Consider the following 21,168-nt stretch of genomic DNA (forward strand, 5'->3'; position numbering starts at 1 on the left):
GTACCGGTCGGTGGCACATGGGTGCGATCAGAAATCGAAGCCGAGTTGGCCTCCGTTTTCCAGCTCCATCGACTCCTCGCTGCGGCGCACCTTCTTCATGTGGCGCCATCGGGGCAGCGCGTCGAGGTACGACCACGAGAGCCGGTGGTAGGGGGTGGGTCCCCGCTCCTCCAGGGCTGCCCGGTGCACGGGCGAGGGGTATCCGGCGTTGGCGGCGAAGGCGAAGTCCTCGATGCCAGCACCCGGTTCGCCCAGTTCGGCCATCATGCGGTCGCGTCGGACCTTGGCGATGACCGAAGCTGCGGCGACGGCGATGCAGGACTGGTCGCCCTTGATCACCGTACGAACCCGCCAGGGCGGGCCGAGATAGTCGTGCTTGCCGTCGAGTATCACCGCGTCCGGCCGCACCGGCAGGGCGTCCAGCGCACGCTCCGCCGCGAGCCGCAGGGCGGCCGTCATGCCCAGTTCGTCGATCTCCTCGGGGGTGGAGTGCCCGAGCGCGTACGCGGTGACCCAGTCCTCCAGGATGTCGAGCAGGGCGTCGCGCCGCTTGGGGGTGAGCAGTTTGGAGTCGGTGAGCCCGGCGGGCGGCCGGCGCAGGCCCGTGATCGCCGCGCACACGGTGACGGGACCGGCCCAGGCCCCTCGTCCGACTTCGTCGACCCCGGCGATGACCTTGGCGCCGGTGGTTGCACGGAGGGAGCGCTCGACGGTGTGGGTGGGTGCTTCGTACGGCATGGCGCCAGCAAGGTTACGCCGCCCCGAGCCCACTGCACACCCCCGCCCGGCTCCGACCGGCATGCGATCGGCCACGAGCCCCGCCCCGCCCCGTCCGCGGCCACCCCTCCCCGTCTCACACCCTGAGCAGCGGCACCATCACCTCGTCGATCAACTCGGCGATGTCGGCATCCCCCCATTCACTTCCGCACACCTTGGCGCGGTACATCAGCATCGCCGGAATGACATCGACGACAAACGGACCAGTGGCGTCCGCTCTCACGTCCCCCCGCTCGATTCCACGCAGGACAAGCTCCCTGATCAGACGCTGGGCAGGCTCTTGAAGCCCGGACCAGATGACTCCATGGAATCGCTCCCCGGTCATGTGATCGCATTCGTGAAGCACCGACCAGAGGGCCTGCCCGGCACGGGAGTACATGACGCCCCTCGTGCGCGCGCACAGCAGGAGGAGGTCCTCGCGGATCGAGCCGGAGTCGGGAATCTCACCGATCTCCGGCAGGCCCGTGCGCAGCGCGTCGGCCACGAGGTCCACCTTCGAGGGCCAGCGCCGGTAGAGCGCGGCCTTCCCGGTCTGCGCGCCGGCCGCCACCCCCTCCATGGTCAGCGCGTTCCAGCCGACCGTACTCAGCTGCTCCAACGTCGCGTCGAGAATCGCCCGTTCGAGTTCGGGACCCCGCCTGCGCCCCGGCGACGCCGATGACCAGCGCGAAACCATCATCTCCCCACCTCCGACCGGCCCGAGACGCCGATGCCGCATACATTTTCAGCCTTAGTGAACGCTTGCGTTCACTAAGGTCGGCTCCTACCGTGGACCCCATAGTGAACGACGACGTTCACTATTTCACTTTGGGGGGGATCCTCAGTGACAAGCTCTCAACTCGCCGCGCCCCGGATACCGGGGGCGGCGCGCCGGGAGGGACGCCCCGGCGTGGCGCTCGCCGTCATCGCCGCCTGCCAGCTCATGGTCGTGCTCGACGCGACCATCGTGAACATCGCACTCCCTCACATCCAGACTGCGCTCGACTTCAGCACCACCGACCTCTCCTGGGTGCTCAGCGCCTACACCCTCACCTTCGGCGGACTGCTGCTGCTCGGCGGCCGGGCCGGCGACATCCTCGGCCGGCGGCGGGTGTTCCTGGCCGGAATCCTGCTCTTCACGCTGGCCTCGCTCCTCGGCGGTTTCGCCCAGGAACCGTGGCAGCTGCTCGCCGCCCGAGCCCTCCAGGGGGTCGGCGGCGCGATCGCCTCCCCGACCTCCCTCGCCCTGATCACGACGACGTTCGCCGAAGGCCCCGAGCGCAACCGGGCGTTCGGAGTGTTCGCCGCCGTCTCCGCGGGCGGCGGCGCGATCGGCCTGCTGGCGGGCGGCATGCTGACCGAGTGGCTCGACTGGCGCTGGGTGCTCTTCGTCAACGTGCCGATCGGCATTCTGATCGCGGTACTCACCCCGCTCTACATCAGCGAGTCCGAGCGCCACCCGGGCCGGTTCGACATCGCCGGGGCCCTCACGTCAACCGTCGGCATGGCTTCGCTCGTCTACGGTTTCATCCGCGCCTCGGAGGAGGGCTGGCGCGACCCCCTCACCCTCGGGTCGTTCGCCGCCGCACTGGTCCTGCTGGCGCTCTTCGTCGTCATCGAGTCGCGGGCCCGAGAGCCGATCATCCCGCTGCGCATGTTCGCCGACCGCAACCGCACCGGCACCTACGTGATCATGCTCGGCCTCGCCGCGGCCATGTTCGGCATGTTCTTCTTCATCGTCCAGTTCGTGCAGAACGTGCTGGGCTTCTCGCCTATCCAGTCGGGGCTGGGCTTCCTGCCCGTCACGGTCGCCATCGTCACGGCAGCCGGCCTCTCGCAGCGCTTCCTGCCGCGCTTCGGCCCCAAGCCCTTCATGGTCATCGGGTCTGCGCTCACCGGCACCGGGCTGGCGTGGCTGACCCTCCTGCGGACCGACAGCTCGTACGTCTCCGGCGTGCTCGGCCCGATGCTCCTGTTCGGCTTCGGCATGGGTCTGAACTTCGTGACACTGACCCTGACAGCCGTCTCGGGGGTGGACCCGAAGGAGGCCGGGGCCGCCTCCGGACTGCTGAACGCCAGCCAGCAGGTCGGCGGCTCGCTCGGCCTGTCCATCCTCGTCACCGTCTTCGGCACGGCCAGCCGCGAGGAGGCCACGGAGCAGGTCCCGGCCTTCCTGGCCGAGGCGGATCCCCAGGCCGCGGCCGCCTTCCGGGAGACCGGACGGCTGCCCGACCCATGGGGGGACCTGGTCCTCGCCCAGGGGATCTCCGCCTCGTTCATGGCGGCCGTGGCGATGGCCGGCCTGGCCCTGGCCACCGCCGTGATGGTGATACGAGTGCGCACGAGCGACCTGGAGGCCTTGGCCGGCGCCGCCGCGAAGCACGGTCCGGCCGCCTGACCTGTTCTCGTAACGGGGGCCGGGGCGGGGGGTGTCCCGCGCCCGGCCCGACCGGCCGATACCCCAGAACCGGCCCCGGACAGGCCACGTGGGGAACCGTGCAGGCTCCCTGCCGGCAAGGCATGCAGCAACGGCGCCGTCCATGCGTACCTGCGGCAGCGGGGGATGCGGCACGCCATTTCGGAGAAGGCCGGCACTCAGGCTGCCCGGCTGCGCGGGCCTAGTACTCGACGCGGCTGCCGAAAGTGCCGAGGCGGGAGCAGACCTCGTACGACGCCGTCACCGGGCGCTCGCGCAGGATCTGCCTGGCCCGGTACTCGCCCATGCTCGTCGCGTACCAGGGGACATCGCCGGCCCCGGACATGTCGTCGTTGATCCCGCGCAGGGCGCAGGACCGCTGGGGCTCGGGCAACCGGTCCAGGGCGGGGACGGCGTCCGCCGACAGGGACTGGAAGTAGGCCAGGTCGATCTTCTGATCCTTCTCGAAGCGGGCGACGTTCCGCTCGGCGATCATCCCGTCCGGCGACAGAAGGCCGAAAGCCAGTACCGCCGCGGCGGCGCTGCCCGCGACCGCCCGCGGCAGCCAGCGGGCGCCGAACACCCCGGCCGCCATGATCAGTACGATGACCAGCCCGAGCCACAGCTCCATCGCGGCCACCGAGACCCGCAGCCTGGTCAGCCCGTACGCGTCCACGTAGAGATCCATGCGGCGCAGCGCTGCCGCGACCACGACGAGCGTCAGCGCGCACAGGGCTCCGAGGACGATCCGGACGAAGCGTCGGTCGCCCGCCCCGGAGCGCGGGGCCCAGCGCAGGGCGAGTGCGATCACAGCGAGGGTGAGCAGGGTGGCCCAGAGCAGTTGCCAGAAGCCCTGGCGTGCGTATTCGGCGTAGGTGAGGCCGGTGCTCTCCAGGACCTTGTCGTAGCCGCCGAACAGGACGGCCAGCTGGACGGCGTTGAAACCGGCGAAGAGCAGGTTGAGCACGATGAGCGGAAGCGCCCATTCGACCCGGGAGCGCGGCGTGCCGGGGGTCGTCCGGATCCGGTCCCAGCGCAGCGGGGCGGCTGCGGTGCGTGCCGCCGCGATCGCGATCACCGCGCCGAGGACGAAGAGCATGAACCGGATCGGCCCGTCCTCCACCGACACGTCGGGTATCAAGCCGCCGAGGAGATCGGCGAAGGCCGCGTCCGCGGAGGCGAACAGCGCACCGAAGAGCACGAGCAGGGCCAGCGCCACGGCGGCCGCCTTGGCGACGGGCAGCCAGCGGTCCTTGCCGACCCCTCCTCGGGAGCGCAGCCCCTTGAGGACCCAGGCGGTGCCGGACACGGTGGAGTCGACGAAGCCGAGCGGGCTGAGGAAGACCCCGGGCCAGGTACGGCCCCCGTGGAGGGCGAGCGCACCCAGCAGCAGGGCGGACAGGATGGCGAGCGTGGACGGCCAGGCGGAGTCGCGCAGGGCGGGTATCCCCAGGAGTGCGAGACAGCCGATCACCCAGGCCAGCGTCCAGGGCCGGGCCGTACGGCCGGCCGCGCGGGCGGCGACGTACGCGGCGACGACCGCCGGCAGCACCGCGAGGAGCAGGCCGGGGCCCATGCCGTCGGCCAGGAGGAGCGCGGCGGCGAGAGCGGAGGCGAGGACGGCGACCAGGGTCGCGGTCCGGACGGGAGCGGCCTCGGCGGGGCGTACCACCGTCGCCCAGGAGGGTTTGGCGGGCGTCTTAGCCGGCGGTGGTCCCCACGGGCGCGGTTGCTGGTACTGGGGCTGCTGCCCGGCCGACCGGCCGGTGTGTGCGCCCGGCCGGGGCCCGGCCGCGTCGGCGGACGGGCTCCCGGCCGCAACCGCACTCGCGGGCGAATCCCCTGTGGTGGGTTCCGCGTTGGCCGCCGCCTCGGGCCGGGCCTCGTGCGCCCCGCCGGTGTTCTCTGACATCGGGTCCTCTCCCCTGTCGGCCGCCCCGGCGTACAGGTTGGGGCGGCGATGCGGACAGAGTAGGCCGACCACAGGCGGTTTTGAACAGGATCAAAAGCGCGCTGTGGCAGGACCGTGACAATCGGACGCGGGCCCTCACCGGTGCAGATGGGGCCCGACGCGCACAGGTCCGCCGTGGAGGGCTACGCCGCCGTCTCCGGCAGCCACGCCGGCAGCGCTTCGGTGCGCGCCAGCCACTCGGCCGGCAGCACTGCGTCACCGCGCGCGCCCAGGACTCCGCCGACGATCGCGCAGGTCGTGTCGACGTCGCCGCCGACCTGCGCCGTGGTCCAGAACGCCCGCTCGTAGTCGTCCAGTGCCCGCGCCGCCGACCACAGGGCGAACGGCACTGTGTCGTGGGCGCTCGTGCGCCGTCCGCAGCCCAGCACCGCGGCGACGGTGGTCGCGTCGCCGTAGTCCAGCATGTCGCGGGCGCGCCGCAGCCCGGCGCCGACCGCACTGCGCGGCACGAGGGCGATCACCCCGTCCAGCAGATCGGCCGCCTTCGGCGGGGCGTCCGCACCGGCGGCCAGCGCGGCCGCCGCGGCGACCGCCATCGCCCCGCACACTGCTTCGCGGTGCTGATGGGTCGTGTAGGCGGAGATCTCCGCCTGGTGGATGGCCTGCTCCGGGTCGTCGGCGTACCAGGCGCCCAGAGGCGCGATGCGCATGGCGGCGCCGTTGCCCCACGAGCCCTGCCCGTTGAACAGTTCGGCAGCCAGCGTGCGCCAGTCCTGGCCCTCCCGCACCAGGCGCAGCATCCGGTTCACCGCGGGCCCGTAACCCCGGTCGAAGTCGTGGTGGTGGGCGAAGGAGCTCGCGAGCGCGTCCTGGTCGATCCGCCCGTGCCCGGCCAGCACGGCCACCACAGAGCAGGCCATCTCGGTGTCGTCGGTCCACTGCCACGTCTCGGTGCCGGACGGCAGCTCGCGCCGCTTGAGCAGCGGGTAGTTCACGGGGACGAAGTACTGGGAGCCGAGGGCGTCGCCCAGCGCCAGCCCGCGGAGGCTGGCCATGGCGCGTGCGTAGCGCCGTTCGGGAGTGGAGTCAGGCGTCATCGCGGGTCACTCTAGCCGTCCAGGTCATAAGGCTCCGGTGTGGTCCACCGCTCAAACGGGCGGTCCATCCGGTACCGGCCGTCGGGGCCCAACAAGAGCATCCGGAAATCGCCGTTCCCCGGATTGGACAGGGACTCGAATTCGGCCACCGACCAGTGGAACCAGCGCATGCAGAACAGCCGCATCGTCAGCCCGTGCGTCACCAGCAGCACGTTCTGGGGATGGTCCGGGGCCTCGAAGCTGCGGTAGAGGCTTTCCAGGAAGGATCCGACCCGGTCGTACACGTCGGCCCCCGATTCGCCCTGCGCGAAGCGGTAGAAGAAGTGCCCGTACGCGTCCCGGTAGGCCTTCTGGAGCCGTACGTCCTCCCGGTCCTGCCAATTGCCCCAGTCCTGCTCGCGCAGCCGCGGCTCCTCGCGCATCCGGACCCGCGTGGGGTCGAGCCTGAGCTCCCGGAAGGTCTGGAGGGTCCGCCGGTAGGGGGAGACATACGCGCTGATGGTCTCGTTGCCGAAGATCTCGCGGAGCCGGACGCCCGACGCCGCGGCCTGCTGTCGGCCGTACGGGGTGAGCCGCAGGGCGTGGTCGGGTTCCCTCTCGTACACCGTGTCGTCGGCGTTCCCCTCCGATTCCCCGTGTCGGACAAGGACGATGCGCCGTGGTCGAACCATCCCATGAGCCTATTCGGCCACGGCCGGGCCGGCCGGCCGGGCACGCCGGTCGGCCTGGCGCCTGTCGTACGGTCACACCGTCCAGGAGGGTTCGAGGTCTACGACGTCGCCGGCGAGGGCTTCGACGTCCGCCTGGATCTGGGCGCGCAGGGAAAGCCGCTCGACCCGCTCCTGCCGGTACTTTCCGTGCTCGGCGGCGGCGTGCCACATGGAGAGCACCAGGAACTCCCGGCCCGGGGCCTCGCCGAAGAGCCCCCGGATCATCCCGGGCGAGCCCGCCATGGCCGGATTCCACACCTTCTCCTGCATGAGGGCGAAGTGGTCGACCCTGCCCTCCCGGACGCGGGTGTGCGCCACCCGGACGACGTCGGCATCGGTGAAGCGCGGCTCGAAGCCGGTCTTCACGTCGAAGCGGTGGTCGAAGAGTGTGACCCGCAGATCGGTGTAGGTACCGTGCTGCGCGGCGGCCAGCCTGTCGTGCGAACGCGCCATGAAGGAGTCGTAGAAGGACCGGCTCTCCCAGAACGCGAAGACATGCGCCACCCCCTGCCGGCCTCTGCTCCAGCCGCCGCCCTGCCCCCGGAATCCCGGCTCGCCCGGCAGCCCCGCCCATTTTCGCTGCCCCCGCTCGAACCCGCGTCGGTCCGTCACCGTGCAGCGAATCCACTTGACCAGCACTGCGCCATCGTACGGGCCAGGCACGGCCCCGGTCAGTCCTCGGCGAGGTACATCCCCACCAGTTCCTCCGCATCCCGATCAGGCAGCCGAAGACCGAACTCCCGGTCGAGCACGGTGAGGAGCTCCTGCGGGCTCACGAGCCGCTGCTCTGCCGTCCCGTCGGGGTGCAGCGTGGTGAGCTCCCGGCCGACGAGCGCCCGGCGGACGTCGTCGGCCGGACGGCGGACGTCGCCGCCCGGACGCTGGACGATGACCCGCTCGACGAAGGAGGAGCGGGGGTGACCGGAGCTGTAGTGGTTGAGCACGACGTAGTCGACCGGGTGGTAGCGCTGCGGGGAGAACGCGTACAGGTCCCTCCAGTTCTCCCCGCGCAGCAGGCACAGTACGAGGACCCCGTCCGCCTCCTCGCGGATGCGGTACGTCCACTTCCCCTGCTCCACCTCGGCGCCGGGGCGCGCCAGCGGAACCGGCTCGCGGGGGCCCTGGTACCCGAACCCGGCGTCGCACAGCCACTCCTCACCGTCGACCGTGACGACGAGGAGGGCATGGGTCACGGCCAGGAGGGAGTCACCGCGGGTGCGGTTGCGGGCACCGCGCCCGGTGACCTCGAAGCCGATCCGCTCCAGGGCGGCGGCCAGCAGCGAGTTCTGCTCGTAGCAGTAGCCGCCCCGGCGGTCGTGCACGAGCTTGTCCTCGATCGACTTGACGTCCAGCGCGACGGGGCGGCCGAGCAGGACGTCCAGGCTCTCGAAGGTAATGGCGGCGGTATGGGCCCGGTGCACTGCGTACAACGTGCGGAGGTCCGGCCGGAGTTCCCCCACCTCTCCGTAACCTTCCCGTAGACCGATCCGCTCCAGATAGGCGTCCAGATCCAGCTGGTCACCGCTCCACATGAGCCCCATCTCCTCTGTCCCCCGCTGCCCACCGGCATGGCACGGCCCGGAAACCCCGGGCAGGGGCACGCCCGCGCCCCGCACAATGATCGCCATGACCGCCTTGCACACCAACCCGCTCTTCGCCCGCCTCGCCGATGCCGAGCGCATCCTCGTGGCAGGCGCGGGCGGCGGTTTCGACATCTACGCCGGACTGCCCGTCGCCCTCTCCCTCATGCACCAGGGCAAGGAGGTCCATTTGGCGAACCTCTCCTTCAGCCATCTCGCGGGACTGCCCCCGGAGGACTGGGCGGCCCCCGACGCCGCCGCCGTCACCCCGCGGAGCGCACCCCACCAGGCCTACTTTCCCGAGCGGACACTGGCCCAGTGGCTGGAGACGCACGGCTACCCCTCCACCGTGTACGCCTTCCCGCAGACCGGGGTGCAACCGCTGCGCGCCGCCTACCGCGCCCTGATCGACCTCCACCGCATCGACGCTGTCGTCCTGGTCGACGGCGGCACCGACATCCTGATGCGGGGTGACGAAGCGGGCCTCGGCACCCCCGAGGAGGACATGGCCAGCCTCGCCGCGCTGGCCGCGCTGGAGGACGTACCGGAGCGCCTGGTGGCGTCGGTCGGCTTCGGCGTGGACGCCTACCACGGGGTCAGCCACGGGCTGGTGCTGGAGAACATCGCCGCGCTGGAGCGCGAGGGCGCCTACCTCGGCGCGTTCTCCATACCGCGCGCCACCCGCGAGGGCGCGCTCTTCCTCGACGCGGTGGCCCACGCCCAGGAGCGCACGCCGGAGCGGCCCAGCATCGTCAACGGCTCGATCGCCGCGGCGGTCCGGGGGTCCTTCGGTGACGTCCGGTTCACCACCCGCACGCAGGGCAGCGAACTGTTCGTGAACCCGCTGATGTCCCTGTGCTTCGCCTTCGACCTACCGGGGCTGGCCGCGCGCTGCCTCTACCTGGACCGCATCGAGGACACCCACCTGATGCGCCAGATCCACTCCCGGATCGCGGAGTTCCGCGAGGACCTCGTCACCCGCCCCGCCCGCCGCATCCCCCACTGACGCCCGGGCTCGACGTCGGCGGGACGAAACCGGGTCCTTCCGACAACGCACGATGGGGTGTCGGCGTAACCGCCGACACCCCATCCGAACAGCTGATTCACGCCCGCTGCGGGCTTACGGTCAGCTGCAGCCGCTGGTGGAGCCGCAGCCCTCGCAGATGTAGCAGGAGCCGGCGCGCTGCATCTTCGTACCGCAGGAGAAGCAGAGCGGGGCGTCCGCGGAGACACCGAGCTGCATCTCAACCAGTTCGGCGCTGCTGTGGGCGGCCTTCCGCTCCGGGGCCGGGACGGCGACCGGGGCCAGCTTCGGGGCCGACGGCACCGCGGCGAGCGGGGCCGACTGGGCCAGGGACTCGGTGTCCAGCTCTTCCTCGAGCGGCTCGTAGGAGCCGGTCTCCAGGTGGCGCTGACGCTCGTCGGCGGTGTGGATGCCGAGGGCCGAGCGGGTCTCGAAGGGCAGGAAGTCCAGCGCCAGGCGGCGGAAGATGTAGTCGACGATCGACTGCGCCATCCGCACGTCCGGGTCGTCCGTCATGCCGGCCGGCTCGAAGCGCATGTTCGTGAACTTCGAGACGTAGGTCTCCAGCGGCACGCCGTACTGCAGGCCGACCGAGACGGCGATCGAGAAGGCGTCCATCATGCCCGCGAGGGTCGAGCCCTGCTTGGACATCTTCAGGAAGACCTCGCCCAGGCCGTCGTCCGGGTAGGAGTTCGCGGTCATGTAGCCCTCGGCGCCGCCCACCGTGAAGGAGGTGGTGATGCCCGGGCGGCCCTTCGGGAGGCGCTTGCGGACGGGGCGGTACTCGATGACCTTCTCGACGGCGGCGCGGATGGTCTCCTCCGTCTTGGCGGTGACCTCCTCCTTCTCCTCTTCCTTCTTCTTCGCGGAGAGGGGCTGGCCGACCTTGCAGTTGTCGCGGTAGATCGCGAGCGCCTTGACGCCGAGCTTCCACGCCTCGAAGTAGATCTCCTCGATCTCCTCCACGGTCGCCGACTCCGGCATGTTCACCGTCTTCGAGATCGCGCCGGAGATCCAGGGCTGGATCGCGGCCATCATGCGGACGTGGCCCATCGGAGAGATGGAGCGCTCGCCCATCGCGCAGTCGAAGACCTCGTAGTGCTCGGTCTTCAGGCCGGGGGCGTCGACGACATTGCCGTGCTCGGCGATGTGGGCGACGATCGCCTCGATCTGCTCCTCCTGGTAGCCCAGGCGGCGCAGGGCCTGCGGGACGGTGCCGTTGACGATCTGCATCGAGCCGCCGCCGACGAGCTTCTTGAACTTGACCAGGGCCAGGTCCGGCTCGACACCGGTGGTGTCGCAGGACATCGCGAGACCGATGGTGCCGGTCGGCGCGAGGACGGAGGCCTGGGAGTTGCGGAAGCCGTTCTTCTCGCCGAGGCGCAGGACGTCCTGCCAGGCCTCGGTGGCCGCGGCCCAGATCGAGTTGTCCAGGTCCTCGGTGCGCGGCGCGACGGCGTTGGCGTCGGCGTGCTGCTTCATGACGCGCTTGTGCGCCTCGGCGTTGCGGGCGTAGCCGTCGTACGGGCCGACGATCGCGGCCAGCTCGGCGGAGCGCTTGTATGCGGTACCGGTCATCAGCGAGGTGATCGAGGCGGCGAGGGTGCGGCCGCCGTCCGAGTCGTACGCGTGGCCGGTGGCCATCAGCAGGGCGCCGAGGTTGGCGTAGCCGATGCCCAGCTGGCGGAAGGCGCGGGTGTTCTCGCCGATCTTCTGCGTCGGGAAGTCCGCGAAGCAGATGGAGATGTCCATCGCGGTGATGACGAGTTCGACGACCTTGGCGAAGCGGACGGCGTCGAAGGACTGGTTGCCCTTGCCGTCGTCGTTCAGGAACTTCATCAGGTTGAGCGAGGCGAGGTTGCAGGACGTGTTGTCCAGGTGCATGTACTCGCTGCAGGGGTTGGAGGCGGTGATGCGGCCGGACTCCGGGCAGGTGTGCCAGTTGTTGATCACACCGTCGTACTGGATGCCGGGGTCGGCGCAGGCCCACGCGGCCTCGGCGAGCTTGCGGAAGAGCGCCTTGGCGTCGACCTTCTCGATGACCTCGCCGGTCATGCGGGCCCGCAGGCCGAACTCGGTGCCGTTCTCGACGGCCGTCATGAACTCGTCGTTCACGCGGACGGAGTTGTTGGCGTTCTGGTACTGGACGGACGTGATGTCGTCGCCGCCCAGGTCCATGTCGAAGCCCGCGTCCCGCAGGGCGCGGATCTTCTCCTCCTCCTTCACCTTGGTCTCGATGAAGGCTTCGACGTCCGGGTGGTCCACGTCCAGGACGACCATCTTGGCCGCGCGGCGGGTGGCGCCGCCCGACTTGATCGTTCCGGCGGACGCGTCGGCGCCGCGCATGAAGGAGACCGGGCCGGAGGCGTTGCCGCCGGAGGAGAGGAGTTCCTTGGAGGAGCGGATGCGGGAGAGGTTCAGGCCGGCGCCGGAGCCGCCCTTGAAGATCATGCCCTCTTCCTTGTACCAGTCGAGGATCGACTCCATGGAGTCGTCGACGGCCAGGATGAAGCAGGCGGAGACCTGCTGCGGCTGGGGCGTTCCGACGTTGAACCACACCGGGGAGTTGAAGCTGAAGATCTGGTGCAGGAGGGCGTAGGTCAGCTCGTGCTCGAAGATCTCCACGTCGGCGGGCGACGAGAAGTAGTCGTGGTCCTCGCCGGCCTTCGTGTACGTCTTCACGATCCGGTCGATCAGCTGCTTCAGACCGGTCTCGCGCTGCGGGGTGCCGACCGCGCCGCGGAAGTACTTGCTGGTGACGATGTTGACCGCGTTCACCGACCAGAAGTCGGGGAACTCGACGCCGCGCTGCTCGAAATTGACCGAGCCGTCGCGCCAGTTGGTCATGACGACGTCACGGCGCTCCCAGTTCACCTCGTCGTAAGGGTGTACGCCGGGGGTGGTGTGGATGCGCTCGATACGCAGGCCGCCCTTGGCAGCCTTGGTCCCCTTGGCGCGGGAACCACGTGCCGAGCTGCTCGCCGTCTCTGTCATGCCGCTGCCTCCCATATGCGGGCAAAAACGCCCTAAAGTGCCAGCGATATTCCGCGGCACAGTGCTGTGTCTCTGTATCTACGTCTCTTCGCACGGCCGACCGGCCGCGCCCCGGTGTGCGACCACCGGGACCCGGGCAGCCCGGTCAGTCGGCGGCGGAGGCGGGCACGGGGACCGGAGCGGTCCCGCCGTGCTCGCACTCTTCGGGGTGAGGCCGCGGCTCGCGCAGTTCCGCGATGGCGGTCTCGAAGTCTTCGAGGGTGTCGAACGCTTTGTAGACGGACGCGAACCGCAGGTACGCGACCAGGTCGAGCTCCTGCAGAGGGCCGAGTATGGCCAGACCCACGTCGTGGGTGGTCAGCTCGGCGCTTCCGGTGGCGCGCACCGCCTCCTCGACCCGCTGGCCGAGCTTGGCGAGGGCGTCCTCGGTGACCGGCCGCCCCTGGCACGCCTTGCGCACGCCCGAGATGACCTTGGTGCGGCTGAAGGGTTCGGTCACCCCGCTGCGCTTGATCACCATCAGCGAGGCCGTCTCCACCGTCGTGAAACGACGGGAGCAGTCGGGGCACTGACGGCGCCGGCGGATCGACGTGCCGTCGTCCGTGGTGCGACTGTCGACGACGCGGCTGTCGGGGTGCCTGCAGAAGGGGCAGTGCATGGTTCCCTCACCCTCCTTCTCGGCACGACTGAATCACCCCACAGGGCCCCTCAACGACGGAAACGGGCTCTGTCGGGGGCTCGCGGAGCAGCCACCAGCATATGCGATCCCAGGAGCCTCAGAGGACCCAGGGACCACAACTTCTGGGAGGCCGCGCTCATCCAACCACTAGATCTTGGGTTGCGGTGGATTTGAATACCTCTGCGTGTCGCAGCGTCCGATAGCCGGATACGAGGGCCGGCGGTGCCAGACTGGACGCAGGGCCGAACGGCGGCTACCCGACCGGGAAGGGTACCGTAAGCAGCGGAGGCCGAGCCGAACCCGCGTTCGCTGATCCGATCGCCTATACACCCCGCGTTTTACCCACGCAGGGCGATCTGCGATTTTTCACTCGAACGTGTGTTTGGCGCAACCTTTCGAAAGCAACTACCGTTGTCCAGCTAGGGAGAACATTTCGAGAGGGGCCGACGTGACCACCACCGCAGACAGTGCCGCCATCACTGCCCAGAACCGCTCCCAGAACCGACTCGAGCCGGTGCATGCCATGAACGACGCAAACCTGAACCCGGACGCGGACGCCGCAGTGCGCCCCGCACGCTCGCTGCCAGGTCGACCTCCAGGCATCCGCGCGGACAGCTCCGGGCTCACGGACCGGCAGCGCAGGGTCATCGAGGTCATTCGCGACTCCGTGCAGCGCCGGGGCTACCCTCCGTCGATGCGGGAGATCGGCCAGGCGGTCGGCCTGTCCAGCACGTCGTCGGTGGCACACCAGCTGATGGCCCTGGAGCGCAAGGGCTTCCTGCGTCGTGATCCGCACCGCCCCCGGGCCTACGAGGTGCGCGGCTCGGACCAGCCCAGCTCGCAGCCCACGGACACCACCGGCAAGCCCGCCGCCTCCTACGTTCCCCTTGTCGGCCGGATTGCGGCCGGTGGCCCGATCCTCGCCGAGGAGTCGGTCGAGGACGTGTTCCCGCTCCCCCGCCAGCTCGTCGGCGACGGTGAGCTCTTCGTCCTCAAGGTCGTCGGTGACTCGATGATCGAGGCCGCCATCTGCGACGGCGACTGGGTCACGGTCCGCCGCCAGCCCGTCGCGGAGAACGGCGACATCGTCGCCGCGATGCTGGACGGCGAGGCCACCGTCAAGCGCTTCAAGCGCGAGGACGGTCATGTCTGGCTCCTCCCGCACAACGCCGCCTACCAGCCGATCCCCGGCGATGAGGCGACCATTCTCGGCAAGGTCGTCGCGGTCCTGCGCCGGGTCTGACCCCCGCCGCTCCCTAGCCAGCCCCCGGGACCCACTGCGCCGGTCCCGGGGGTTGTTTTGTCTTGTCTCTCTGTCCCTACCGGCCGTCGGCCCGGGCCGTCGCGTCGATCGCGGCGAGCGAGCGGCGGACCTGGTTGCGGTCGGTCGTGTACCAGAAGTCCGGCAGTGTGGCCCGCAGGAAGCTCCCGTACCGGGCCGTGGCCAGACGGGGGTCCAGGACGGCGACGACACCCCGGTCGCCCGAGGCCCGGACGAGCCGGCCCGCGCCCTGGGCCATCAGCAGGGCGGCGTGCGTGGCGGCGACGGCCATGAAGCCGTTCCCGCCGTGTTCCTCCACCGACTTCTGGCGGGCGCTCATCAGCGGGTCGTCGGGACGCGGGAAGGGGATCCGGTCCATGACCACGAGTTGGCAGCTGGGGCCGGGTACGTCCACGCCCTGCCACAGCGACAGCGTCCCGAACAGGCAGGTCTTCGGGTCGGCCGCAAAGTTCTTGATGAGCTCGCCGAGCGTCTCCTCGCCCTGGAGCAGGATCGGGTTGTCGAGCCGGCCGCGCAGCTCCTCGGCGGCCGCCTTGGCGCCGCGCATGGAGGAGAACAGCCCGAGGGTGCGACCGCCCGCCGCCTCGATCAGCTCGGCGAGCTCGTCCATCATGTCGCCGCGGGTGCCTTCACGGCCGGGTGTGGCCAGGTGCTTGGCCACGTAGAGGATGCCCTGCTTCGGGTAGTCGAAGGGGGAGCCGACATCCAGGCCCTTCCACAGCGGCGCGTCGTCGCCCTCGACGCCCTCCGGGGACAGTCCCAGGGACGCGGCGACGCCGTTGAAGTCGCCGCCGATCTTCAGGGTGGCCGAGGTCAGGACCACCGAACGGTCCTCGAAGAGCTTCTCGCGCAGCAGGCCGGACACCGACAGCGGGGCGACCCGGAGGGTCGCGCCGAAACGGTCGTGGCGCTCGTACCAGACGACGTCGTACTCGGAGCCGTTCGTGATCCGCTCCGCCACCGCATGGATGCTCTCCACCGCCGCCAGGGCCTGCTTTCGGACCGCGTCCTCGTCGTGGACGGACTTGTCGCGTGTGGCTCCGATCGCCGAGATCACATTGCGCGCGGCGTCCCGCAGGGACATCAGGGCGTAGCCGAGGTCCTCGGGAATCTGCTCCAGGCGGCCCGGCAGGGCCAGCTCCATGACGCGCTCGAAGGACTCGGATGCGGTCTGCAGAGCGTCCGCGATCTTCTCGTCGACGAGCTTGGCGGAGCGCTTCACAGCCCGGTTGACCTGGCCGGGCGTGAGTTCGCCGGTGGCGACCCCGGTCACTCGGGAGACCAGTTCGTGGGCCTCGTCCACGATCAGCACCTCGTGCTGCGGCAGCACCGGCGCCCCCTCGATGGCGTCGATGGCGAGCAGCGCGTGGTTGGTGACGACCACGTCCGCGAGCTTGGCGCGCTCGCGTGCGGCCTCGGCGAAGCACTCGGCTCCGTAAGCGCATTTCGTCGCGCCCAGGCACTCGCGGGAGGAGACCGAGATCTGCGACCAGGCCTTGTCCGACACGCCCGGTGTCAGGTCGTCGCGGTCGCCGGTCTCCGTCTCGTCGGCCCAGTCGCGCAGACGCAGCAGGTCCTGGCCGAGCTTGCTGGTGGGCGCGGCCGCCTCGAACTGGTCGAAGAGGCCGTCCTCCTCGTCCTGCGGAGCACCTTCGTGCAGGCGGTGCAGGCACAGGTAGTTCGACCGGCCCTTGAGCATGGCGAACTGCGGGCGGCGGCGTAGCTGCGGATGCAGTGCGTCCACCGTCCGCGGCAGGTCACGCTCGACGAGCTGCCGCTGGAGTGCGAGGGTCGCGGTGGCCACGACCACGCGCTCGCCGTGGGCGAGGGCGGGCACCAGGTAGCCGAGGGACTTTCCGGTGCCGGTACCCGCCTGGATGAGCCGGTGGGAGTTGTCGTCGATCGCTTCGGCGACGGCTTCGGCCATGGCCACCTGGCCGGGGCGCTCCGTGCCGCCGACGGCGGAGACGGCGGCGTGCAGCAGGTCGGGGAGGGAGGGCTTCGTCATAGCACTGCCAACCCTACGGTGCCCCGCTGACAGAGGGCGCACACCGACGGGGATTCATGGCCGGTGGAGGGGATTGGGCACGGTTCCGTGCTGAACGGCGTGCGGGCGGTCGGGGCGATCGCGGTAGCCGTCCTCGTACAGCCGGTTCCTGTTCAGACACAGCCTCGCCGAGCAGGTCGAAGAGCTCATAGCGGTCCTTCAGTTCGGGAAAGCGAGCCTGGTGACGCAAAATCTCGGCCCTTGCGAGCGACCAGAAGTCACCCTCGGGGACGCCGAGGCGGTCATCGCACAGGGCCGACAGATAGCGGAAGACTCCGATGAACAGTCCGGAATGGATGAACTGCGGCAGGTAGTCGGCGGGCTCGGTGAGCAGGACGGCCCGTACCTCGTCGGGCACGGAGGCCAGCTCGGGCAGCGGCTCGTCGCTGATATTGACGTCGTCCACGAAGTCCTTGATCGCGAGCCGTACCGGGACGTCCCGTTCGTCGAAGATCACGACGGCGTTCTCGCCGTGCGGGGAGAAGACGGTGCCGTAGCGGTAGAGGAAGTGGAGCAGCGGGGGCAGCACGGCGGCGAAGAGCCGCTGCAGCCAGGCGGCCGGGGGCAGGCCGGAGCGGGCGACGAGCTCGGCGGTGAAGGGCCGGCCGCGGGGGTCGGTGTGGAGCAGTGAGGCGAGCGTACGGGCCCGCTCCCCCGCCGCGAGCAGGCCGGTGAGGGGCTCGCGCCAGATCGCGCCGAGGAGCTCCTTGTACTGGTACGGGACCTCGGGGAGGCGGTCGTACACAGGGTGGCGGACGGTGACGGAGGCGACCTCGCCGAGCAGGATCACCCGGCACTCGTCCCGCAGGAAGGGGTCCGCGTCGCGGAGGGAGTGGATCCAGGCGGTGACGGTGGGGGCCGCGAGGGCCAGGTCGGAGGGCAGGCCGCGCCAGACCATGGTGTTGAAGACGGAGAGCGGGAGCTTGACGCTGTGCCGGTCGGGACGGCTGAGGTTGAGGAACGTGCGGATCGACTGCTGGGGCAGACGGACGTCCGGGTCGGCGGGGAGGGGGACGAGGGCGCCGGAGGCGAGTGCCGGGGCGAAGAGCGGGAGGACGACCTCGTCCCACTGCCAGGGGTGCACGGGGAAGAAGAGGTAGCGGAGCGGGTCGAGGCCGCGGTCGCGGAGGGTCTGGTCGAAGGCCTCGCGGGTGACCGGGTCGAGCTCGTCGGAGTAGAGCCTGGCGGGGTCCTCCAGGCCGGCGGTGCCGCGGTAGGTGGCGAGCGAGGTGTGGGCGGCGAGCCAGGGCAGGCGCTGGCGGTTGCGGGCCTCGGGGGCCCATGCCGCGGTGTCGGAGGAGGAGAGTCCGATGCGGCCCTTGTTGAGGACGAGCCAGGGGTGGCCGGTCTGGTGGCCTTCGAGAGCCGCGTAGTCGAGGTCGGCGAGGACGTCCGCGGTGAGGGAGGTGTGGTCGATCCGTGCATCCGCGGCGAGGGTCGCACTGAGCTCGCGGACGAGGTGGCCGAGGGTGGCTCCGTCAAGCCCGAGGAGAGTACGGGCGCGGACGAGGAAGGCGTACGGGTCGCCGAAGGAGACCGGGCCCGCCGGTCCGGGCGGCAGCGGTGTGAGGGTGATGGTGTCCGGTGCGACGTGCCAGCTGCCGTACGAACGACGACGGGCCCGGAAGCCGAGGCTGCTGCCGTCGTCGAGGGTCAGGGTCCAGGCGTCGCCGGCGGCGGCCGGGGCGGGAACGGGGCGGATGATCTCCTCGTAGGCGAATTCGGCGAGCATCTTGGCGAGGAGCCGGCGCGCGGCGGTCTCCCACGTCGGGAGCGTGAGCTCGGGTGGTGTGCAGGGGTGCTGGGGCGACGGCGGCAGGCCCGGCTCCGCCGGGTCGGGGGCGGCTGGGGAGTTCGGCACGGTACTCCTCGAAGATCGGGAACTTTGCTGCGCGACGCAGAGTTTTCGAAGGGAGAGGTGCGAAGCGACCGCGACGGTCGGGACGTGCGGGACGGCGATCAGAGGAGATTGCGCAGCGCCCGCTCCCGGACCATCAGGGCGGCGCGCTTCTCGGGGAGGTCGATTTCCGCATGGCAGCGGAAGCCTGAGCTGAGGAAGGCCGATACGGAGGGGGTGTTGCGGATGTCCGGTTCCGCGATCACGCGTGTGCAGCGGGGGCGGTTGCCGAGGACCAGGTCGGCGACGGCGCGGAGCAGGGCCGTGCCCAGCCCGCGGCCGCGGTTCGTTCCGTCTCCGATGAGCAGGTGGATACCCGTGTCGTGGGGGCGAGCCGGGTAATGGCGGGAGAGCGGGTCGAGGTCGGCCCGGTAGATCTCCCAGTAGCTCATCGCTGCGCCGTCGAGGAGGCCGAGGCAGGGGATGCTCCGGCCGTCGCCGTCGAGTTGGGACCGCAGGTGCGCCGCGGTGACGGCGGCGGGGCCGGCGAGCTCCCAGTAGGCGGCCACCTCGGGGTCGTTCATCCAGCCGGTGAGGAGTTCCAGGTCTCGGCCCGGCCGGACGGGTTCCAGTCGGAAGGCTCCGGCCCGGGTGGTGACGGTGCCCCAGGTGGCTGGTGAATCGAGCAGGTCGGCCTCGGCGAGCAGGGGCAGCAGGTCGGCGTTGAGGCGCCGTGTGGCGGTGTGCCGGACGGCGCCGAGGGCGTAGACGGCGTCAGGGGCGTACAGACCGGGTCCGGCGGAATCGGCGGCGGTGTCCGTGAGGCGCATCGGGGCTCTCCTCCGCGTCGGGCGGCGACGCGTCAATCGTGAAGGGGGTTGGTGATGGTGACGTAGACGGACTGGGTGTCGACAGGGCCGACGAGTTCGTCGAGGCCGCCCAGCCGGGTGAGCAGGTTCGCCTTGCAGCGCAGGGTGGGCGAGTCGAGCAGCCGGGTGGGGAGCGGGCCGAGGCTCGCGGCCTTGGCGAGGAAGCGGCGGAAGGCGGCGAGCAGGACGCGTTCGTCGGCGAGGCGCTGGGACCCGAAGGCACCGATCAGGCCGAGCACGTTGTTGATGCCGAGGTAGTAGGCGAAGCGTTCGTCGGTGACGGAGTCGGAGACGAAGGTGTCGCTTCGGCCGCCGATTCCCGGGAGCCGTTGCTCCAGTTCGGCACGGCGGGATTCGCGGAAGTAGTAGCCCTGGTTGTCGCGGTATCGGCCGCCGGTCGGCCAGCCGACCGGGTCGAGGAGGACCAGGGTGTTCTGCTGGTGCGCTTCGAGGGCGATGCCGGCGAGGGCGTCGAAGGCGAGGACCGGCAGGACCACGTGGTCGAGGTAGCGCAGGAACCACTCGGCGGCGACGGCCGAGGTGCTGTGTCCGGTGGCAGAGGCGAGCCCGGCGACGATTTCGGCGAGGCGGGAGCTCATGGTGGTCCGACCGGGCCAGGGACGGAGAGAGGTGAGCGCGGCGATGCACACGGCGTCGTCGCCCGAGCGGAAGGGGTTGTGACGGAGCAGGGCGTCGAGGCCGGGGACGGGGGTGCCGTCTAGGGCGTCCACGGCTACCCATGCAGGGTCGCGGACGATGTCGAAGCCGGGGTGGGCTGCCTGCCACTGCTCGGTGAGGCCGGTGCGGAGCAGTCGGTGGACCTCGACGCCTCGGTGGAGTTCCTTGCGGAGGTTCTCGCGGCGGGAGTTGGTGATGCGCAGGCCCAGGGAGAGCTTCAGCATCGCGGGGGCGCCCGGGCGGTGGACGGTGCGGACGGAGGAGGTCGGGTACCAGTCCTCTCCGTGCGGGCCCAGGTCGTGCAGGAGTCCGGCGTCGCGCAGGGCCGTGACGGAGGGGCGTTGGAGGAGGTCGCGGGCCTGCCAGGGGTGCAGGGGGAGGGGGGTGGTGCCGTCGGGCAGTGGAAGTCCGGGGGCGAGCCGGCCGAGGAGTTGTGGTGCGGAGACGGGGCGGCCGCGTTCGGTCCAGGCGGATTCGGTGGCGAGCGCGGAGGGGGCGACCGCGAACCAGTGCAGGGGGAAGGAGCCGTGGAGTTCGGGTGAGTAGCGGCGGGCCTCGGTCTCGGAGAGTCCTTCGCGGCTCTTCGGGTCGGGCTGGAGGGGGTGGCCGAGGAGGAGTGACTGTTCGGCGGTGAGGAAGCGGTCCGCGCAGGCGGGGGCCGGGGCGGTGGGGCGCTCGCGCCGGTCGGCGATGAACTCGGTGGTGCGGCGAACCGAGTCGGCGACCCGGCCGACCAGGTCGGCGCTGCCGCGGCCGTCGCTCGGGCCCTCGCGGGCGATGAGCGCGGCGAGGGTGACGGCGTCCAGGCACGGCGCGGTGGCAGGGGTGCCTTCGAGGCGGGCCGGGCCGAAGCGGTGCCAGCCGGCGTGGGACCAGTGGCGGACAGCGACGAGCACGGCGGTGCCGGATGCGGGAAGGGGGATGCGCAGGGGGCTCCCGGCGGGGCCGTCGGGGCGGTGGAGTCCGGATTCGCGGACCCAGCACCGGAGCAGGTTCTCGACCGCCGCGGCCTCGGCGGCGACGGCCGGGTCGGGGTGGTCCAGGGGGTCGGGTCCGGCGGTCGGCCGAGGTCGGATGAAGCCCGGCAGGCCGGTGCGGGCTCTGGGCGTGCCGTCTTTCTGACGGGGCACCGTGGCGCCCGCCCCGGCGGCGGCTGCGGTCGGCTGCGGGGACGGCCCGCCGGGGGTGGCCTGCGGGGGCAGCGGGTGCTCGGCGGTGCTCCCTTCGGTGGGGGCGCTGGCGGTGGAGGAGGCCTGCGCCTCGGCCGAGGAGACCAGCGGTCCAGCG

General features: G+C 70.8%; 15 protein-coding genes and 1 pseudogene. 3 read left to right on the forward strand and 13 right to left on the reverse strand.

The window, feature by feature from the left end; all coding sequences use genetic code 11:
• Positions 1–27 precede the first annotated feature (27 nt).
• Together ACZ6JS_RS28645 and ACZ6JS_RS28650 are read right to left on the reverse strand one after the other, a co-directional pair.
• On the reverse strand, positions 28–738 hold the full coding sequence (locus ACZ6JS_RS28645; protein WP_469302145.1) for a ribonuclease HII: 711 nt from the start codon (positions 736–738) through the stop codon (positions 28–30).
• Positions 739–853: 115 nt separating this feature from the next.
• Positions 854–1,456, reverse strand: coding sequence for a TetR/AcrR family transcriptional regulator (locus tag ACZ6JS_RS28650; protein ID WP_469302147.1), 603 nt, complete (start codon positions 1,454–1,456; stop codon positions 854–856).
• A gap of 144 nt (positions 1,457–1,600) precedes the next feature.
• Here ACZ6JS_RS28650 and ACZ6JS_RS28655 point away from each other — a divergent pair, with 144 nt between their 5' ends.
• Entirely contained in the window at positions 1,601–3,154 is a 1,554-nt protein-coding gene (locus ACZ6JS_RS28655; protein WP_469302149.1) for an MFS transporter, read from the forward strand.
• A 220-nt stretch (positions 3,155–3,374) separates the two neighbouring features.
• Here ACZ6JS_RS28655 and ACZ6JS_RS28660 read toward each other — a convergent pair whose 3' ends face one another.
• The 5 genes from ACZ6JS_RS28660 to ACZ6JS_RS28680 all read right to left on the reverse strand — a co-directional run bounded on the left by ACZ6JS_RS28660 (position 3,375) and on the right by ACZ6JS_RS28680 (position 8,423).
• The gene (locus tag ACZ6JS_RS28660; RefSeq protein WP_469302151.1) at positions 3,375–5,084 is read right to left on the reverse strand and encodes a DUF4153 domain-containing protein; all 1,710 of its coding nucleotides are present in this window, start codon (positions 5,082–5,084) and stop codon (positions 3,375–3,377) included.
• A 182-nt stretch (positions 5,085–5,266) separates the two neighbouring features.
• Positions 5,267–6,181: an ADP-ribosylglycohydrolase family protein gene (locus tag ACZ6JS_RS28665; RefSeq protein WP_469302153.1), complete on the reverse strand. Its 915-nt coding sequence runs from the start codon at positions 6,179–6,181 to the stop codon at positions 5,267–5,269.
• Positions 6,182–6,192: 11 nt separating this feature from the next.
• Complete coding sequence (locus tag ACZ6JS_RS28670; RefSeq protein ID WP_469302154.1) at positions 6,193–6,852, reverse strand: histidine phosphatase family protein; 660 nt, start codon at positions 6,850–6,852, stop codon at positions 6,193–6,195.
• 72 nt (positions 6,853–6,924) lie between these two features.
• On the reverse strand, positions 6,925–7,530 hold the full coding sequence (locus ACZ6JS_RS28675) for a YdbC family protein (protein ID WP_469302156.1): 606 nt from the start codon (positions 7,528–7,530) through the stop codon (positions 6,925–6,927).
• A gap of 32 nt (positions 7,531–7,562) precedes the next feature.
• A complete protein-coding gene (locus tag ACZ6JS_RS28680; protein ID WP_469302157.1) occupies positions 7,563–8,423 on the reverse strand; it encodes an arylamine N-acetyltransferase family protein in 861 nt (286 codons plus the stop codon).
• Between the two features lie 94 nt (positions 8,424–8,517).
• Between ACZ6JS_RS28680 and ACZ6JS_RS28685 the strand changes: the two genes are divergently transcribed.
• Positions 8,518–9,477, forward strand: a complete 960-nt coding sequence (locus ACZ6JS_RS28685; RefSeq protein ID WP_469302158.1) for a DUF1152 domain-containing protein — start codon at positions 8,518–8,520, stop codon at positions 9,475–9,477.
• 120 nt (positions 9,478–9,597) lie between these two features.
• On the opposite strand, the gene ACZ6JS_RS28690 is transcribed toward ACZ6JS_RS28685, so the two are convergent.
• Together ACZ6JS_RS28690 and nrdR are read right to left on the reverse strand one after the other, a co-directional pair.
• Positions 9,598–12,489 carry a vitamin B12-dependent ribonucleotide reductase gene (locus ACZ6JS_RS28690; RefSeq protein WP_469302159.1) on the reverse strand — a complete coding sequence of 964 codons (2,892 nt, stop codon included), beginning with the start codon at positions 12,487–12,489 and terminating at the stop codon, positions 9,598–9,600.
• 145 nt (positions 12,490–12,634) lie between these two features.
• Positions 12,635–13,147, reverse strand: coding sequence for a transcriptional regulator NrdR (nrdR, locus tag ACZ6JS_RS28695; RefSeq protein WP_030838121.1), 513 nt, complete (start codon positions 13,145–13,147; stop codon positions 12,635–12,637).
• A 469-nt stretch (positions 13,148–13,616) separates the two neighbouring features.
• Here nrdR and lexA point away from each other — a divergent pair, with 469 nt between their 5' ends.
• Positions 13,617–14,411: a transcriptional repressor LexA gene (gene lexA, locus ACZ6JS_RS28700; RefSeq protein WP_030838117.1), complete on the forward strand. Its 795-nt coding sequence runs from the start codon at positions 13,617–13,619 to the stop codon at positions 14,409–14,411.
• A gap of 76 nt (positions 14,412–14,487) precedes the next feature.
• Here lexA and ACZ6JS_RS28705 read toward each other — a convergent pair whose 3' ends face one another.
• The 4 genes and pseudogenes from ACZ6JS_RS28705 to ACZ6JS_RS28720 all read right to left on the reverse strand — a co-directional run bounded on the left by ACZ6JS_RS28705 (position 14,488) and on the right by ACZ6JS_RS28720 (position 21,158).
• Positions 14,488–16,458 carry an ATP-dependent DNA helicase gene (locus ACZ6JS_RS28705; protein WP_469302160.1) on the reverse strand — a complete coding sequence of 657 codons (1,971 nt, stop codon included), beginning with the start codon at positions 16,456–16,458 and terminating at the stop codon, positions 14,488–14,490.
• Positions 16,459–16,512: 54 nt separating this feature from the next.
• A pseudogene (locus ACZ6JS_RS28710) lies at positions 16,513–18,358 on the reverse strand (IucA/IucC family protein).
• A 98-nt stretch (positions 18,359–18,456) separates the two neighbouring features.
• A complete protein-coding gene (locus ACZ6JS_RS28715; protein ID WP_469302162.1) occupies positions 18,457–19,164 on the reverse strand; it encodes a GNAT family N-acetyltransferase in 708 nt (235 codons plus the stop codon).
• A 32-nt stretch (positions 19,165–19,196) separates the two neighbouring features.
• Positions 19,197–21,158, reverse strand: a complete 1,962-nt coding sequence (locus ACZ6JS_RS28720; protein ID WP_469302237.1) for an IucA/IucC family protein — start codon at positions 21,156–21,158, stop codon at positions 19,197–19,199.
• Positions 21,159–21,168 lie beyond the last annotated feature (10 nt).

Source organism: Streptomyces sp. NPDC046349, from assembly GCF_055587885.1.